Annotated in this window: 13 protein-coding genes; 1 reads left to right on the plus strand and 12 read right to left on the minus strand. The window is 43.3% G+C overall.

Going from position 1 to position 17983, the window contains the following annotated elements; all coding sequences use genetic code 11:
* Positions 1-195 precede the first annotated feature (195 nt).
* From cntE to V1L65_RS13990, 12 genes are all read right to left on the minus strand, one after another.
* The gene (gene cntE, locus V1L65_RS13935) at positions 196-1293 is read right to left on the minus strand and encodes a staphylopine family metallophore export MFS transporter CntE (protein ID WP_331699787.1); all 1098 of its coding nucleotides are present in this window, start codon (positions 1291-1293) and stop codon (positions 196-198) included.
* A 201-nt stretch (positions 1294-1494) separates the two neighbouring features.
* A complete protein-coding gene (locus V1L65_RS13940; RefSeq protein WP_331699788.1) occupies positions 1495-2472 on the minus strand; it encodes a sigma-70 family RNA polymerase sigma factor in 978 nt (325 codons plus the stop codon).
* A 26-nt stretch (positions 2473-2498) separates the two neighbouring features.
* On the minus strand, positions 2499-3749 hold the full coding sequence (locus V1L65_RS13945; RefSeq protein ID WP_331699789.1) for an NAD(P)/FAD-dependent oxidoreductase: 1251 nt from the start codon (positions 3747-3749) through the stop codon (positions 2499-2501).
* A gap of 659 nt (positions 3750-4408) precedes the next feature.
* Entirely contained in the window at positions 4409-6034 is a 1626-nt protein-coding gene (locus V1L65_RS13950; protein ID WP_331699790.1) for a glycosyl hydrolase family 18 protein, read from the minus strand.
* Between the two features lie 205 nt (positions 6035-6239).
* Positions 6240-7172, minus strand: coding sequence for a dihydrodipicolinate synthase family protein (locus tag V1L65_RS13955; RefSeq protein WP_331699792.1), 933 nt, complete (start codon positions 7170-7172; stop codon positions 6240-6242).
* A 17-nt stretch (positions 7173-7189) separates the two neighbouring features.
* Entirely contained in the window at positions 7190-8290 is a 1101-nt protein-coding gene (locus tag V1L65_RS13960) for a sialidase family protein (protein ID WP_331699793.1), read from the minus strand.
* A gap of 23 nt (positions 8291-8313) precedes the next feature.
* On the minus strand, positions 8314-9195 hold the full coding sequence (locus tag V1L65_RS13965; protein ID WP_331699794.1) for a carbohydrate ABC transporter permease: 882 nt from the start codon (positions 9193-9195) through the stop codon (positions 8314-8316).
* A gap of 11 nt (positions 9196-9206) precedes the next feature.
* The gene (locus tag V1L65_RS13970; protein WP_331699795.1) at positions 9207-10103 is read right to left on the minus strand and encodes an ABC transporter permease; all 897 of its coding nucleotides are present in this window, start codon (positions 10101-10103) and stop codon (positions 9207-9209) included.
* Between the two features lie 19 nt (positions 10104-10122).
* Positions 10123-11712 carry an extracellular solute-binding protein gene (locus tag V1L65_RS13975; RefSeq protein ID WP_331699796.1) on the minus strand — a complete coding sequence of 530 codons (1590 nt, stop codon included), beginning with the start codon at positions 11710-11712 and terminating at the stop codon, positions 10123-10125.
* Between the two features lie 184 nt (positions 11713-11896).
* Positions 11897-14242: a helix-turn-helix domain-containing protein gene (locus tag V1L65_RS13980; protein WP_331699797.1), complete on the minus strand. Its 2346-nt coding sequence runs from the start codon at positions 14240-14242 to the stop codon at positions 11897-11899.
* 321 nt (positions 14243-14563) lie between these two features.
* Complete coding sequence (gene uidA / locus V1L65_RS13985; protein ID WP_331699798.1) at positions 14564-16303, minus strand: beta-glucuronidase; 1740 nt, start codon at positions 16301-16303, stop codon at positions 14564-14566.
* An 838-nt stretch (positions 16304-17141) separates the two neighbouring features.
* On the minus strand, positions 17142-17489 hold the full coding sequence (locus tag V1L65_RS13990) for a winged helix-turn-helix transcriptional regulator (RefSeq protein ID WP_331699800.1): 348 nt from the start codon (positions 17487-17489) through the stop codon (positions 17142-17144).
* Positions 17490-17622: 133 nt separating this feature from the next.
* Here V1L65_RS13990 and V1L65_RS13995 point away from each other — a divergent pair, with 133 nt between their 5' ends.
* Positions 17623-17976 (plus strand): DoxX family protein, encoded by a 354-nt coding sequence (locus V1L65_RS13995; protein ID WP_331699801.1) that lies wholly within the window; start codon positions 17623-17625, stop codon positions 17974-17976.
* Positions 17977-17983: the final 7 nt, after the last annotated feature.

Genomic DNA, 17983 nt, shown 5'->3' on the forward strand with positions numbered 1-17983 from the left:
TATGTCTCTTCCTCCATTTATATCGTAATAATCTCCTCTTCGACATAGATGTATGCTTTCCTTTCCACAATGATAAAAATGGAACTTTCTGCTTGCTGTTTAGTATGCCTTTAGTTTCATATTAACTAACTAGTAAGGACTAAAGTTTCTGATAAATAAAACATCTAACGGAGGCTTTGGTAAAGTCGTTAAGCTCTAACGTCGTTCTTTTGAAAAAAAGAGCATAAACAAGCAAATAATAGCGCAAATCATATACATAAAGGAATAAGAAGAAATATCCGCAACCGGGCCCATTAAGACACCGCCTAGCGAAACGCCCAGATCAGCCATTGCAATAAATAATCCCATTAATACATTGCGATTCTGCTGCGGCAGCACAAAAGATAAGTAAGTCGTCAGCGTGGGATAGAGAAGCGCCTGGGCAACTCCCATCAAACCCGCGCCTGCATAAAAAAATAAAGCACCACCCCATGCAGAAAAGCTTACACTCTGCGCGGCTGCTGCTAATATGAGCATGACTGTAATTACAAAAGATGAATGCCATTTGCCGTCTGAGGGCATTCTCTTCCTCCATACAAAGCGAACCAGCACAACCATTCCTGCTTGTATCATAAGATAAACAGCTGCATTTCCATATTTGATTTGCGGGGCATATAGCGGGATGAAGGTTGTTGCAGCTCCAAATACAAGGGAAGCCGTCAGCATAAGCAAACTGCATTTAAATAAATGCCGATTTGCAACCAGCTGTCCAAGCGATTTAAGCAAGGTCGGTTGCTGTCCCAACGGATTCGCAGCTGATACCGCATCATTTTTATCTATTTTAGCAGTATAACCTGCCGCTCCTGTAAGTACCGCAATGGCAATCATAGCCACTGTGAAAGCACTCATATCATTTGCTTGCCACAGGCCCAGTGCGAGCAGCGGGCCTATAACAGCCGGCATAGAAGCGCACAATGAATACAGCGAAATGCCTTGCGAACGCTCATCGTCCGGCAGCGAGTCGATAATTCCAAGCTGCAATGCCATAGAAAAAAAAGCAGTACAGACTCCCTGCAGCATGCGGGCAATAAAATAGCCTTCCAAGCCAGTAAATGTATATAAAATTAGAGCTGCACCATTAATAACAAGAATTATACGCAAAATTGCAATAGGGCCATACTTATCGATCATTCGGCCTGCCCATGGCCGGAAAAACATCGTTGTAAACAAATAAGCCCCCATAATAATTCCGATTGTTGTGTTAGAGGCTCCCAGCGACTCACCTTTTAATGGAATGATGACATTCAATCGCAATGTCGTATCCTCCTGTACCTGCAAGCCATTATTTTATTTAATAGTAATGATTACTATTATCATATATGCAACACAGGCAGGCGTCAATACACTTTTTTGGTGCAGCTATCCAAACTCATTCTCACCTCGCGACGTTTTTGAGCAGCAAAAAAGCCCGGCAATAGCTGCTGAGCTTTTTCGTATAGATATGCTGGGGCCGCTTTACAGCCCCACTTTATTTAATTTTTGCGGATTGCGTATCAAATAGATCCTTTTAAGTAGGCCATCTTCCATATGCAGCATAGCTGCTGTATCTATCTTGCCATTGGACTGGAAAATAACGCTTGGCTGACCATTTAAATACCGGATGGCTAAATTGTTATTTACGACAAGATTAGTGTCTGTAGCTGCTTTTCTAATAATTCCAGTCAAGAAGCGAAGCACATAATCCCGCGAAACAATAGGATGAAGCGCTGCCGTAACTTGCCCGCCACCATCAGAAATTAGTTCAACATCCTGTGACAGCAATGCTGCGGTCTGTTCTGCCTTTCCCTGCTGCAAGCAGAACAGTAACTGTTTGATCCATGATTCGCTCACAGCTTCCTTGCGCAATTGCTCAGGCAATCCACTTTCCGCATCATTCGCCGCAGGCTCATTTATTAATCCCATCTTCGCTTTTGCCCGGCTGTACATTTTTCTGCAATTCACTTCGTTTTTATCTAATATCGCAGCAACTGCTGCATATTCAAAACCAAACGCTTCGCGAAGGACGAATACGACCCGTTCAGGAGGCGAAAGCTTCTCCAGCATAACAAGCACTGCATAAGACAGCATTTCTTTTTGTTCTGCTTCTTCATAAGACGGTATAGCCTCTAAATCTGCAGGCTCGGGCAACCACTGACCGTAATATTGCTCGCGCTTTTTTCGGGCAGATCGCATCAGATCATGGCAGCGGTTCGTTACCATTTTGCATAAATAGGCCTTTGGATATTGCATATTTGCAAGCTGAATCGCATCCCCTTCATGCCTTTCATACAGCTTCAAAAAAACGTCCTGAACCGCATCCTCAGCATCCGTTACTGAACCGGTTAATTGATAAGCTAATGAAAATAACAGCGGCTTATAGCCCTCATACCAAACCTTTGTTTCTTGCGACCTGCAGCTATACTTTCTTTCATTGCAATGCTGACTGTCTTGCATGAAGTTACTCACCCCTCTCACGTAATTTATTCCTCTTGTTGCATTACAAATCCTCTTTCGTCCTTCCGTTGGGCAAGAAGACTTGCAGAATCCCATGTAAAAGCTCTAATCTTCGAGCCTAATTTCCCGGTTATCATCATATCGATTCCCCACTTCCGAGTCCAAGCCATTCCTTGCTCCGGGCCTAAGCCGATACAAAAGAAATCCATAAAAGACTTATGTGCGGGCGCCACCTTGCCCAATAAATCCGCTTCGATAATTTTCGCCAGCCTTGCCGCTTGCGCAATGCCTTCCTTGCAGGTTTTTCCGTCCGGTTTGCCGCTTTGTCCGTCAAAAACAGCAGCACAATCTCCAATACTGTACAAGCTTGATTCGCCTGCAACACGATAGCAGCTGTCAATTTTTATATATCCGTCTGACGTAAGCGGCAAGCCCCAGCTTCTCAACGAAGGATGCGGTATCAAGCCCAAGGTCCAAATACAAAGGCCTGCTGCTATAGTTTCATGGTTCTCAAGCAATAGCGTACCTTCATTAAACTCATCTACTCTTGCCTGATGAATAACTTGAATCCCTCGCTCATGAAGCATTTTTTCGAGCCGTATGCCCGCTTTTTCAGAGCCTTGCGGAAATAGCCTTTTTCCGGAATTAACCAGCAGAACACGAATCTCATCCGGATTTATTCCCGCGTGCTCAGCTTCACGGCGCATAAAAAAGGCCAGCTCTGCCGCAGTTTCAATACCACTTATTCCTGCCCCAGCTATCGCAGCAGTTAGCAGTCCTTTACGAGACGCTTCGTCTTGCTCAGCTCCAGCCTTTAGCAAATTGTGAGTCCAAACTTGTCGGATTTGCAGCGCATCTTCAAGCGAGGAAAGTGCAATTCCGCCTTTATTTTTATCTGGTCGCCTGACTATGCTTCCAGCTGCCATAATTGCAATATCGTAGGGCAGCAGTTGCTCTATGCCGCTTGCCGCTACATATTTAATAACCTTCTCTCTAGAAATAACGTTTGTAACCGTTCCTTGAACCAGTTCAACATCGTTCGGCAACAGCTGCTGAAATGGAATAATAATATCGCTTCGCGATGCTGCAGGTTTGAACAACAACACTTTTCTAACATGAAATTGATTTTTATCCATTAAAACAATCTTTACTTCCCTTCCTTCCATGCGGTCGTTTGCCAATCGTTTCCGTATTTCCATGACAGCATGAATGCCTGCATATCCGCCACCGATCACTGCAATAGTAAGCACGCTGTCCTTGTCTTTGTTCATCTCCATCTGTATCACTCCTATACGGTCTTTTCCATATAACGATAGAGCTGCTGTTCTTGTGACACAACTGCCTCTCCCAAAAACACTGGACATTATATCAAGCTTGCCCGACTGGAAATAGACAAGCACAAGCCCCCCTCGGCCGGTAAAGTATCGTCAGCCATTAGTTAATGATGCAAAAGCGCATCATTTTTCTCTATTTCTGCCGTACTTTTGAAAAATTCTGCGTTTTTGCAGGATTAATGGGCTCCAGTCTCCTTTTTAGCCAATAAAGTTTGAAAATCCTGTATTTTAACAGGAGTTCCCTTCAAACTGTCTTTAATCCTAAAAAAATCCTGCACTTTAGCAGGATCCATCCTTTACAGGTTAAGGTGGCGATTAATTGGGCAACAGGCGAAAGGGATGTTGCTACGATCAGGATTGGGATTCCGACCGCTGTTGTAGTCCAACTTTTTTGATGAAATAACCCCTGTAAAGGATAAAATTGGCCTACAAAGGCGGACGCTGACGCTTCTCCATTCCCATTCTTGCTCTCCGTTGCCCACAATTAATCGACAGTCTCCTATTATTCGTTAGAGTTGCATTAAATAAAAAGATCGCCTCCCCTGCCTTCTTTCAAGGCGGTGGCGATCTTCTTCTATTGCCGGATTATATTTGAATAAGTGCTAATTCCCTGTTTCCCAACCGATCATGTCCCAATCAGAGGCTGTATAGTGGCCCATATGCCACAACGAAACGCCCTTTAAATTATAAAACTTTGCAAGCCATATTTTTTTGGCGATGCTTTGCGTGTCTTCATAATAAATTTCATGACTGCCCCGCTCGTCAGTAAAGGTGGAATTCCACAAAAAGTAAGGCATCTTCCAAGTGCTTGTTACACCCGGCATCGCCAGCCGTTTCTCAACATCAGCGATAGCTGGGCTGGTCAAGGATACGGTTCCATTGTTAGCAGTAACCCACTGATTAGCTTGTTTCGAAATACCGAGCACCAGCTTTTCCTTTGGCACGGATTGCAGCGCCTCCACGATCGCCTCATTGACTAAGGGCAACGGAGCAGAAGGCAGCTTGCTGCTGCTATGGGTGAAATCGTAGGCCATCAAAACAACAGTGTCCGCAATGCTACCTATCTTTTTCATATCATAGCCTTTGTAATATTCAGCGGGCGGTACAGCAACAGACAAAGTATGCTTGAAATCAAGCTGCTCCTTTAATGCTTCCAGAAATTTAACAAAATCAGGTGCGCTTGCAGCATCCTTTAAGCCTTCAAAATCAATGCTTACGCCTGTAAAAGAATATGCCGGATCTTGCAGCACAGCTATCAGGCTGCCAATAAAGCTGCTCTGCGCTTCTTTATCCTTCAAAAAATCTTTCAAATTGGACTGATCATAGAAGACCATCAATTCTCTAGATACATTCCCCTGCTTAGCCGCGTCCAGAACCTCTTCAAAGCCTTCAGGAATCCGGTTGACAGTTGCCGTTGTATTAAGCTTGGCATCACCTTGGCCAGAATACTCCAAATGCGACCATCCCAAAATCATATGCTTCAATTTGTTAATATGCTTCACTGCTTCGTAAGAACGGATCGCATAATACCCTGTAAAATCTATCTTTTTTGCTGCTGCGCTGCGGTCCAACAAACGAAAAATTACAGCAGCGGCTTGTTTTCTTATTAATGGCTCCTGTGGTTTGAACCCCGTCGGCGTTCCTTCCATAACCCCTCTATGCACAGCATAGTAGACATAAGGCTGCATAGCGCTATTAATTGCGTTTTGATCTCTAAATTTCCGCGACTCTTTGACTTTCTTCCAGCCGCTGTCTAACCATTTGAGCTGAGCATCGTTAGATTCCGTTGCCAGCAATGCTTTACCTACCAGCAATGCTACCTCTTGCCGAGTAATCGTTTGCGCTGGATAGAAATTGCCGGAGGAATCTACTAAACCGTCCAGCCAATTCCGTTCATAGGCTTCTGAAATAAAAGAGGCTGACCAACGATTAGAGGCGACATCCTTCGGAAGCTTCCCTGTCTTTCTATCATCTTTTTGTTCATTTGCCGTTACTAGTAATTTTATAAAGGCTTCTCTGGATAAATCGTTTGCTGGCCGATAGGTAAGGTCCTCATAGCCATTAATAATGCCCATAGCTGCAAGGGTATATATCGGTTCCCTGGAATAATCAAATTCCTCATCCTTGAATGGCTGCAGCTGTGCATTATAAGCAAGTACTCTGCCATCATTGAAAATAGTAAACATAAATACCGTAAGTATGAACATTACTCCGATCTTCTTCAGCATGAACAACTCCCTTCTTTGCTCCAACTCTAGTATAAACGGACTTCACTGTTATCTACTAGTTAAAGACGAAAGTTGCTGCCTTATAGTTGCAAGAATATGTATGTTTCCGCAGCATACACCAATTTTCTACCATTTCAATAGTAAAACAAAACCCGAAAAACGGACACCTTGCTGTGTCTGTCTTTCGGGTTTATGCACTTCCAGCTTACACCCCAGGAAACTGACTTCTCCAATGCTTCGCCAGCCTGTGCAGCTGCTCTACTTCTAACCGATTCGTTGCATGGAATTGAGAGGCGTCCCTTGTTCTTGATAAGTAATTGCTGCTCACCTGCTCCAGCATCATATGATACTTCGCATTAACCGGATAAACCTGTCTTTCTATAAAGGAAGCTAAGCTTAATTGATCGCTAAGGAGCTGGGCTTCAGCCGGAAATTGCTGAAAGTTTTTTACCAGCCATACATACAGCTCGGGGTGAAAGTTAGCCATTACACCGCTGTATCCTGCAGCGCCCAGCTTCAATGTTTCCAGCAAGGTTGCAGAGTTTGCATTGTACAGCTTTAGACCGGTTCCGGAGACGGCTTCCACCTTGGCTCTGATCTCCTCCACATCGCAGCTTGTATCCTTCAAAAATTGGAACCGCCCCGTATCAGCGCACCAGCGCAGCAGCTCCGGCGTCATAAGCCGTTTATACGGTGCCGGGCATTCATAAAAGCCAAGCGGCAGCTCTTTCGGCAGATGCTGCAGCAACTCCTCTAGTCTATTTTTTAACACTTCATCCGATTCATCCTCCGAAGCCAGCCGGTTCGTTATTAAAACAAGAGCAGCAATACCGGTTTTACTGATAGCCTGCAGCTCATAAATTTGATCCTCCATGGCATCCGAAATATGCCCTGATGCGATCACCGGTACACGGCCTGCGCTTCTTTCCACTGTAAAGGCGGCTAAGGCAACTCTTTCCTCCAAACTAAGCTTAAACATCTCGCTCGATTGGCAGACTGCAAATAACCCGTCCACTCCACGTTCAATATACCAATCAATCAACTTTCCTAGCGAGGCATAATCAATCTCATTATTTTCCGTAAACGGTGTAATCATCGTCGGCCAAACGCCGTTAGGCAATTGTTTCACTCTATTCACCCGCTTTCTGCTTCCTGCTACGGTTTCCAAACAGTACATGCAATATAGCAAGGCGCTCCAATTGCATCGCTGTAATAATAAGCTGTTACAATCGTATCATTCGGCAGCACGACGGTGCGCGGGTACCCAATATCAAAGCTGCCGGCATCCTCGCGCAGGATGATTTCCTCACCCCAGGTATCCCCTTGGTCCGTACTAATGCGAGCACGAATGCCGTAAGGCTGATCCCGATAACCGTAAATCATAACCAGTCTGCCGTCCGACAGCTGATTTAAGGTTGGCGGATTGCCCCCTCTGCCAGTATTAGGCACTGGCCGGTTTTTAAATGACCAGCTCTTCCCTTCATCCTTCGATTCATACAGATCAATCCAGCATTCCCGCTCTCCACTGGCATTCATCCCTGAATACCTGATCGCACAAAGCAGCGTGCCGTCCGCCAGACGCAAGCTTGAAGACATGATGGCATAGCCTTCAGGCTCCTCGCATACCCAAGCTGCAAATTGAAAGCTTTTTCCTCCATCTTCTGTACGGGCGCAAAACACCCTGCCTTCCTTGCCGTTGCTCTTGACCGCAGTCAAAAACAAATGCATATCGTTCGGCCCGTTCACTATATAATCAGTTCTTGCCGAAATCCCTTTTTGCCCGAACAATGGCAGCTCGTAGGGTCCCTCCCAGCTCTGGCATCTGTCCTTGCTTACATAAAACCAAGACAATGAGCCTTCATTCAAATGCGTCCTGGCATTCATCAGTGCAAAATCAGGATGAGTAAAATCATAATAGCCAGGGAACGGCTTTGGCGCATCTCCTTCTTGGATAGCCTTCAGCGTCCACAATTCAGGTATCATATGCTCGTCAGCCGATAATGCTCTCCCCCCAGGTGTATGTCCAGGGAATGGAGCACTTGTCCAGGTTCTTCCTCCGTCGCTGCTCCTCGCCTGAATCGTTTCTATTGGCTTCGTACGGTCAATGGCATGGAAACTGCCCTCGGCGTTTGGATACCCGACAACAAAGGAAAGAATAATTTCCTCCCCCCAGCTCCACATCCCATAGTTTGCCGGCCAGCCTGCATACCGATTTTCGTCCTTATAAACGATAAAGTTCTCCACATTTGCTTTCATTGCCATCCTCCTCTTCTATTCGACTACCCTTTCAATGAACCAACCATCATTCCTTTGACGAAATACTTCTGAATAAATGGATAAGCTGCCAATATCGGGGTGATCGTCACATAAATAATTGCGTATTTCAAATTTAAGCCGGTCAAATTAAGCCCACCCGCACTAGACTCGGTAGATGCAGCCTCCATGCCTGCCATATCCCCTTGTATAACAATATTGCGCATTACGATTTGCATAGGATATTTCACCTTCTCATTTAGGTAAAGGAGTGCAGGAAAGAAGCTGTTCCAATGCCATACCGCATAAAATAAAGTCATTGTCGCAAGTACAGGCAAGGATAATGGAAGAATAATTTTCCAAAAAATTTGAATATCATTAGCTCCGTCAACATAGCCCGACTCATGAATTTCATTCGGAATTTGTTGAAAAAAGGTTCTCATAATAATCATGTACCATACGCTGATCGCCGGAGGCAGTACAATTGCCCATATCGTATTAATGAGCCCAAGCTCATGAATCAATATATAGTTAGGAATAATGCCTCCTTCAAAAAACATCGTAAACAGAATAATCATTGTAAATATTGTTCTGCCGTAGAATCGTGTCCGTGAAAGAGGGTAGGCGCATAAAGCCGACATGCCGACACATATAGTGGTGCCGATAAGCGTGTATTTAATCGTATTGGCATAAGCCGTAATGATGTAAGGATCTTGTAAAATAAAAGAATATGCCTTTAGATTAAAGCCAATCGGGAACAACCCCACCTCGCCCCTCATCACTGCATTTCCATCGCTAAATGATACGATTAACATATAGTAAAGAGGATAGAGAATGACGAGGCACAGCAAAATTAATAGAGCAGCAATGATGCAGCTATTCACCTTTTCTAATATTTTCGTACTCATCTAATCCCTCCTTACCACAAGCTCGTTGAGCCCAGCTTCCGGGCTCCTCTATTAGCACCGTATACTAAAAATAACGCAAGAACCGACTGAAATAAGCCAACAGCTGTGCCGTAACTGAAATCTGCACCGATCAAGCCCCGCCGATAAATATAAGTAGAGATGACATCCGCTGTTTCATAGGTTGGACCTGTATAAAGCAGCAAAATTTTTTCAAAGCCAACAGACAACAGCTCCCCTAGCGTCAGCAAAAACAATATAGAAATGACAGGTGCAATGCCTGGCAAGGAAATATGCCATATTTGCTTAAAACGATTGGCTCCGTCCATTCGTGAGGCCTCATATAAATGAGGATCGATACCGGATAAAGCAGCTAAATAAATAATCGAACCCCAGCCGACCTTCTGCCATATTTCCGAAATGACATAAATAAACCGGAACCATTCAGGCTTCATAAAAAAAGAAATTTTCGTGCCGCCAAAGGCTGCTATAATTTGGTTGATCATCCCGTCTGTTGAAAGTAAATTGACGAGCATACCGCACACAACGACCGTGGACAAGAAATGCGGCAAGTAGCTAATACTCTGCACAACCTTTTTGAAGTAAGTTAAGCGCACTTCGTTAATCATTAACGCCAAAATAATCGGCATCGGAAAATAAAATAGAAGCATATACAAGTTAATGACGATAGTATTGCGAACAACCTTCCAGAAGTACGCATCCGTTATGAACTCCCGGAAATGCTCCAATCCGATAAACCGGCTGTGCCATATGCCTTTAAATACATCGTAATCTTGGAAAGCAATCAATAAGCCAAACATCGCCCCATACTTAAAAATAACAAAATAAAGCAGCGGCAACGCGAACAGTACATATAAGTAACGGCTTTCCTTTATTTGTTTCCATACCATGGCGAGCTACCCCGCTTTTTTATTGGATTCTAGCTAACGCTTCATTATAAATGCGCTCCATTTCCTTGCCGCCGTCCGCGTACAGCTTTTGCTGAAACTTGGAAAATTCACTCATCGGCACTGTGCCCATAATATATTTGTCTATTTCTTGCTGATAATACGTATTCACTTTGTTTTCCAGCTTTTTAAGAGCATCAATTTCATCCTCTGTAAATGGAGGATTCAAATACTGGTACTGAATTTCGCCTTTTTCCGTCAACTCATTAATTTTCTCGCCCATCTCAAGCATATAAGGATCTGTAGAGATCGTGTCCCAAGTCTCATCAATGTTAACGGCAAACGCAAACTGCCCTAAGCCTACCTCGCCCCTCATATTGGCGGCAACGTCCCCGCCTTTATTTTTCACCTTATCCCGCAGCGCCTGCACAGGCATAGCCAAACCGTTTTCGATCGTATAATGCTCCCCTTCAACTCCGAAATTGGTCAGCTTCGTCCCTTCATCCGAATAAAAATAATCGAACATCTTTATGATCGCTTCCGGATTAGCCGCTTTGGAGCTGATGACATAGTCAGTCTCAAGCCAGTCTCTTTGATAGCGGAATGAACGAACCTCGCCAAAGCTGTTTTCAAGCGGATCAATCATCTCAAACTTGGCATTTGCATCGACTTGCTTAATAGCGGGATTAAATACCCTCGCTGCAAAGGTATTGTTATCGTAATAGAAAAAGGATTTACCCGAAGAAAGCTTCTCCCAAGCCATATCCTGCGTATTAATCGAATAGTCAGGGTCTAAAATCCCGTCTGTAAACAGCTTATTCATATAAGTGATAGCTTCAACAAACCGCTCATGCGACGGTCCGTAAATATAACGGTTTTCATTCGGTTCAAAATAGACGGGAACCGATCCGCCGCCCCCGGAACCAAGCGGGAAGCTAAGTAAATTGATCGTGCCTAACGTCTTTTGTCTCGTTGTAAACGGATGGCTGTCCGGATAAAGCCGTTTAAGCTCCTTCAATACTTGGTACAACTCCTCCCAAGTTTCCGGCATCTTTAAATTATGCTTCTCCAGCAAATCCGTTCGTAAAATGGCTTGCGGCGCTACACTAACTCTGAAATCCTCTAATAGAGGAAAGGAGTACAGACTGCCGTCTACCATAATTTTTTTGATTTCCGGCCGGTCCTCTATCCGTTTCATAAAATTCGGCATTAAATGTTCATACTCGCTTAAATTAAGAAAAATTCCTGTTCTTGCAAAAGCCTGTACTTCCTTGGCGGTAACACGGAGAATGTCTGGAATGTTATTCGTAGATATTAGCGTCGTCATTTTTTCCTGATAGCTGCTGCTCGGTACTAGCTCTAGTTGAATGTTCACATTTGTTTTTTCACGAATAGCATCAATAATAGGAACTTTAGCTTGCATCGGCTGCACGCTGGATTCGGCCATCATCCATTTTACGGAGACAGGCTTTGAACTGCTAGCAGGCTCGGAGCTTTTTGGAGATCCGTTATTCCCATTCTCCCCCTTTGTGCCAGGCTGATTCGAGCTGCAGCCTGCTGCTAAACTTACGGACAACACCAGCAAAATGAGTACCTTTGCAAATCTTCTCATACTTCGCCTCCTCGTCATTTTCACTATTTGACTCTTGTCTTCCTGAAAAATGCAAGCGCATTCATTTGTAGTGTACGCAACAGCGCCGCAGGCTTAAAGATGCAAAATGGGAGATAGCTGCTTCATATTTCCCACTTCTAGCTCTTGATTCATTTATCGCCATGCTCCATATTTCGCAAACCGCTCAATTGCTTTTCTCCACGCCTTGATGCATCTGCCTATAATCTACAGGGGCAATTCCTTCCCATTTCTTAAATGTCCGCAAAAATGTGGTGCGGCTATAAATACCCACTTGATTTCCGATTTCATGTATCGGCAAATTAGTCTGCACCAGCAGCTTGCGTGCCAGCTTGATCCGATTTAGGCCAATGTAATCCGTCAAATTCGTCCCTGTTTTTTCTTTGAAAATTTTTGAAATATATTTTGCCGATACATCCATTTGCTCTGCAATTCTTTCCAAATACAAATCCTCTGTCAGATGCTCATCAACGTATTTAATAATTTGTTCTGCCAATTGCTCTTGCTTGCTTTCCTCTCTTACCTTCTCTTGGTTGCGCACCAGCACTTGAGAGAAAAATGACTTCAATTTGTTTAGCTCATGCTTTCCTACTTCCTTCGTAAAATTTTGATCCAGCTCCAAAATCAATTGTTTATCGTATGCAAACTTTACTGCCGTACTCCTCAAAGCCGCGTACAACTGCTGCATCACCCCGCTCGACACACCCTGCTTGCGATTAAGATCCATAATGCTGTGCAGCTTTTCATACAGCTCCTCTTCCTGCCCGGTCTGCAAAAAATTAATTAATTGACGCTCATCATGAAAGCTGTAATAATAATGCTTCTTCACATCCGCTTCCCCTGCATAAACAATATGGGATCCGGCTTTATCAAACATCCGTTCAATAGCAGCAAAAGCTTCATCGAATGAAGCGCGCGCACCAGTTATGCTGTCATGCACACAACCTGCTCCAATTAACAGCTGATAGTAGTGAATATCACTTGAAAATGTATCATAAAGTCCTTGCAGCACTTTTTCTAATCGCGCGCGCTCAGCTCCGTCCATCATACAAGCATAAAGCTCTGTATTATATTCCATTACGGCAGCCTTCATATGCGGTTGTATTAAACCTGCAATAACATTGCGCAGCTTCGATAATATATTGAATCGTTCAACATCCTGTATCTCCTTATAAAAAGCATCGTAAAAATGAAACTGGACAACACAGCACATATAAGTTTTGCCTTCAAAGTTGTAATTCTCGCGAAGATATTGCTCCAGATCCCCCGTTTCCCCTTTATATTGCCCTTTTAACAAATGGAGAAGAGCCTGCTCCATATATTGATGAGATACATTTTGAAATTTGCTCTGATAATACTTTTTGCCGTCAGCAAGCTGGCGCAACCCCGATCCGATGCGATGCACTTCACTGTTTTCCAAATGGCCGTCAGAAAAACTTTCTTGCCCATCCTCATCCTTTAAATCCTCAATAAGGGCGCTTAATTTGCGGATCGGTGAATAGATGCGAATGCTCAACCATACGGCTAACAATACAGTCAGTACAAAAATCGCTAAAAAGATAATAAATATAAATTGAATCAACCGGCTGGCCGGATTAGAAATCTCACCCGCAGGCGTATAAGATACAAATTTCCAGCCAGAAGCATCAGACATTTCATAATAGAGATAACCTTCCTCTCTGCCGAGTTTAATGAAGTCAAATCCTTTGCTAAGGTCGATCTCATTGTTTTTTATATAGGCTGCTGCTTGATCAGCTGTTTCTTGCAAATGTGCTTTTTTATCGGCAGCAAAGCTATGGATAAGAGTATCCTGTTGGTCAAAAACAAAGTAATTTGTTGCGTTTATATACGAATTTTGCTCGAAAATCATATTTATACTGTTTAAAGACAGCAAGGATACGACTGTTGCATACTCCCCATTAACAAGCTGCTTGTTAACAACAGGCAGAACCATTCTGCCATCTGTATAGGCAGTCGGCTGCAGCAATTCATACTTTTTATTTTCAGCCATTTTGCTTCTCCAGAAGCTGGCCGGATATTGCTCTAACGGATGAAATTTTGTAAAAAACAGATCAAAATCATCGGTACCATTGCCTGAATACACTCTCTTGTCATCCACGTAAAGAAAAACATCCTGAACATAAGGAAATACAATGCTGCCCGTTCTCATGAGCACTCGGTTAATGTCGTAAAGCTTCACTCTTTCCTCGAGGCTGATTGCCTCCTCCTTGTAAAGATAAGCATGTACGGTATTGTCTTGCAGCAAATTATAATGATTTTCCTGAATCGTTCTTAAATAGAGATCCACACCCGAGCTGATAGAAGCTATGTCCTTTTGCATTTTTGAGTGTATTTCTTTTTCATTCATAGACTTCATTTTAAAATAATAAATACTGCTGACTGCACTCAAAGGTATGAGCAGCAGCAAAAAGTAGCTTAAAATCTTAAAGAAAAAGCGGTATTTCATATTTAAGCCTTTTAAAGTCTCGAATAAAGCTTTGCTCTTGCGCATTATTCTCCCCCTTTTCTTGACAACGCTTTCAATATAAAAGCTGTACTGACAAAAATAGAATTTCTTATCTGTCTTCATAAGGACCTGTAAGAAATTGTACTGCTAATTATAGCATGGCAGTTATTGCGCACACTATAAGGATAAATGGCTCTGCCGTCCTTTGGAAAGGCGCATTTACCGATGAATGATAAGAACAAGTTTATAGAAAAAACTTATAAATTCTTAAAATAAAAAAAGCATTTGTTCATTGAACAAATGCTTTTTTTATTTATTGCTGCTTTCTCTAACCGTACTGAGGGGCGCTGTTGCCCTTTTCTTACATTACTTTTCCTCGTCCCACAGTTGCTTCACTCTATGAGCGGATAGCTTGGGCTGGCGCTCTCTCGTAAACATTCCTTTTCGATTCACTACGACTCGAGATGGGGTTTGGCTTGTCTTGAAATCAGCCAATGCCCATACATGCGCGCCAATCGAATAAGGCTTGTCTTTGATGATACGATACTGTCTGGTAAGCATCTCCGCCTGATATTCTTCTGAAAATAATTCTGGCGGATTAGTATGCACGCCAGCCATAGCGTCTGCCCCGTATTCCGTAATAATAATAGGCTTGCCGAAACGTTCATGGCAGCGGTCCAGCGCCTTATCAAGCACCTCGCAGCCCTCATCTAATCTTCCGGCTTGCTCATACCAGCCATAATAACGATTCAAGCTTACAAAATCCATATGCTGCATAGCTGTATCTTTATCCGGGTCTACACAATTGACAAAGGTAATTGGCCGGCTGCTATCCAGCCCCTTGACCGTATCATACAATGTTTTGAAGAAAGGTCCCGCTCCTTCATCCAGCGAATCTGGCTCGTTAGCCAGGCTCCAGGCGATAATAGACGGATGACAGCAGTCGCGCTCTACCATTCTCGTCAAAACCTTGGCAGCTTTATCAATTATCGCGGAATCCTTATAGTGACTTTTGACAAAGCCGACAAAAGGACTTTCTCCGATAACGAGAATGCCTTCCTTATCCGTATGCTGCAAAAATTCTTCACTGTATGGATAATGCGTCGTTCGCAATGAATTGCCGCCTAGCCACTTAATGAGGCTGATATCCTTCGCAATTACAGCGTGGCTCAAGCCTTTGCCTAGCACGGGAAAGTCTTCATGCATGCCTACTCCGCGCAGAAAGACCGGCTCGCCATTAAGCAATAGCTGATTACCCTTAATTTCAATCCTTCTAATCCCGATCTGCTGCGAGTATTTATCTTTTACTTCACCTTGCTCTACGTATTGTACCGTAAACTCATAAAGATTAGGACTTGCTGGCGACCATAGCTGAGCGTTTGGAACACTTATAATGCCTTCCGCCATACCTTTACGATCCACTGCAGACTCGATCACTTGCCCGTCACATACAATTCGGACATTTCCTGGCGCCTGTTCGTTCAAGTGAACTTGATAATGAACAGAGCCGGCTGTGTTGGCTTCATTCACATCTGTGCGCACCATCAGCTTGGCAATATGCGTTCGCGGCTTTACGATAATTTGTACCGGACGCTGAATGCCGCCGTAAGGAAAGAAATCGTAGTAGTTGTTAGGATATTGTCCCTTAAATCCAACAATCATTTCATCCTCGACATCGCCTGGCGGCAAGCGGTCCTTGCCAATTGCAGCATCTACAGAAATAACAACAGTATTTTTGTCCTGTACGTTAAGATACGATGTTATATCAAACTCAAACGGCAAATGAGCACCTTCATTGTGCCCTGCGTAATGTCCATTCACCCATACCTTAGTATAATAATTTGCTGAGCCTACTCTAAGCCAATAGGTTTTGTCGCCACCGTCCAGCGGAAGCTCAAATTCCTTTTGATACCATCCTGTACCCATAAAGTACATTAAATCATCGTACTGTTCATTCCAGCTTGCCGGAACTGCAATCTCGCGATCTCCAGGCACGCCTGTATGCCACTGTTCCTTTTCACCAATAACGTCAATATCAGCTTTAAAGCGCCAAAAGCCGTTCATATCATAAATCGTCCGGTAAGCATTCATTTGCGGATAAAGCATTCTGTCACCCCACTATAGATTATGGCCATTTTAACTTATCTCATATTAAAATAATTCCTACTCCTTCAGTGTGCAATTTTTTTACATGTTGTGTGTAAATTCTTGAGTGGAAAATAAATACTAAACAAAGCGCCTATTGAGACTGTCGATTAATTGTGGATAGGGCAATAAGCAATCGAAAGGGATCTTACTACGATCAAGTTTGGGATTCCGACCGCTGTTGTAGTCCAATTTTTTTGATTAAATAAGCCATGTAAAGGATAAAATTGGCCTACAAAGGCGGACGCTGCCGCTTCTCCATTCCCAATCTTGCTCTTCGTTCCCCTTTCTTATTGCTTACCAATCGTTGCCCACAATTAATCGACAGTTGTCTATTGGTACCTAACTTGCCGTCATCGTGTGTAAAGAAGAAACAATGCGTCATATTTGCTTTCCAGAGGCTTCGTATACACATAGGTCGTTTCACGGCTATGAATGCCTGTCAGCATTTGCGGAACGGTCATTCATGACCGTTAGAAGCAAAAAACAGTCTTTTTATTGCATACGCGGACATTTATGACCATTAGGGGATGATTCCGTCGAATTTTTTGACTTTTTTCCCGCTAACGGATATTTCTGTCCGCTAGAAAGTGAAAGTTGCGAAAAATGAGCGCTAACGGTCGTCAGTGTCCGCATCATTATGATCCATTCGAGCTCAACAGCCGCATCGTACGCCAAACATACAGAACTACGCCATCATCATCCCTGTTGCACCGTATGCATACTTCATGTTACGGCAACAAAAAAGCTATCCCAAAAGGTTTATAACCTTAAAAGATAGCCTTACTTTCTATTCCTATTATACATGCTCCGCTTTTTCTTCTCCATAAAGCTCATTCAAATGCTCAATATGCGCCTTTCCCCAAAGATGCATCGCATCCAGAAGCGGCACTAATCCTTTTCCATACTCCGTAATCGAATACTCTACTTTTGGAGGAATTTGTGGGTACACATTGCGGTTAATAATATTGTGATATTCCAATTCTCTCAATTGAGTGGTCAACATTTTCTTTGTAATCTCAGGAATTAATCGCTGAAGCTCGCTAAACCGCAAAACCCCGCTCGACAAAATATGATACAAAATAACCGGCTTCCATTTGCCTACGAGAATATCGAGGGCTGTTTCAACTTTACAGTCATGTGACATGGCGAAATCCCGCTCCTCTCTTAAGGTTTCCTTTTGTACACTATGTTACTTTTAAGTGTCTACTATTCAAGACTGCTCTTAAGATTTATTATAACCATAGCAGTAACTATAAAACAAGGAGGCAAATACGATTATGAATATAGCTTTATGGGTCATCCAAATCATTTTGGGGTTCATGTTTATTATGGCTGGTAGTTCAAAGGCATTCCAGTATGAGAAAACGAAAGCCAAAATGCCTTGGGTGAAGGAATACGGTCGAGGCCTGGTTACATTCATTGGGGTATCAGAATTGCTCGGCGGACTTGGGTTAATTATCCCTTTCGCAACAGGAATAGCTCCAGTATTAACTCCCATTGCTGCTATAGGATTAGGAATTATTATGCTTCTTGCTGCTATTTTTCATGCCAAAAGAAAAGAAAATCAGGCAATCGGCATGAACATCATTATTTTGGCGTTAGCTATTGTTATAGCAATCGGACGCTGGTAAAAACAAA

Origin of the sequence: Paenibacillus sp. IITD108, from assembly GCF_036541265.1 — a bacterium.
Classification (GTDB): Bacteria; Bacillota; Bacilli; order Paenibacillales; family Paenibacillaceae; genus Pristimantibacillus.

Bases quoted from the DNA above. Each gene is read 5' to 3' on its own strand.
- V1L65_RS13975 (WP_331699796.1), bottom strand. From the start codon at position 11,712: ATGAGAAGATTTGCAAAGGTACTCATTTTGCTGGTGTTGTCCGTAAGT.
- V1L65_RS13945 (WP_331699789.1), bottom strand. From the start codon at position 3,749: ATGGAGATGAACAAAGACAAGGACAGCGTGCTTACTATTGCAGTGATC.
- V1L65_RS13940 (WP_331699788.1), bottom strand. From the start codon at position 2,472: ATGCAAGACAGTCAGCATTGCAATGAAAGAAAGTATAGCTGCAGGTCG.
- V1L65_RS13970 (WP_331699795.1), bottom strand. From the start codon at position 10,103: ATGGTATGGAAACAAATAAAGGAAAGCCGTTACTTATATGTACTGTTC.
- V1L65_RS13995 (WP_331699801.1), top strand. From the start codon at position 17,623: ATGAATATAGCTTTATGGGTCATCCAAATCATTTTGGGGTTCATGTTT.
- V1L65_RS13960 (WP_331699793.1), bottom strand. From the start codon at position 8,290: ATGAAAGCAAATGTGGAGAACTTTATCGTTTATAAGGACGAAAATCGG.
- uidA (WP_331699798.1), bottom strand. From the start codon at position 16,303: ATGCTTTATCCGCAAATGAATGCTTACCGGACGATTTATGATATGAAC.
- V1L65_RS13980 (WP_331699797.1), bottom strand. From the start codon at position 14,242: ATGCGCAAGAGCAAAGCTTTATTCGAGACTTTAAAAGGCTTAAATATG.
- V1L65_RS13965 (WP_331699794.1), bottom strand. From the start codon at position 9,195: ATGAGTACGAAAATATTAGAAAAGGTGAATAGCTGCATCATTGCTGCT.
- V1L65_RS13950 (WP_331699790.1), bottom strand. From the start codon at position 6,034: ATGCTGAAGAAGATCGGAGTAATGTTCATACTTACGGTATTTATGTTT.
- V1L65_RS13990 (WP_331699800.1), bottom strand. From the start codon at position 17,489: ATGTCACATGACTGTAAAGTTGAAACAGCCCTCGATATTCTCGTAGGC.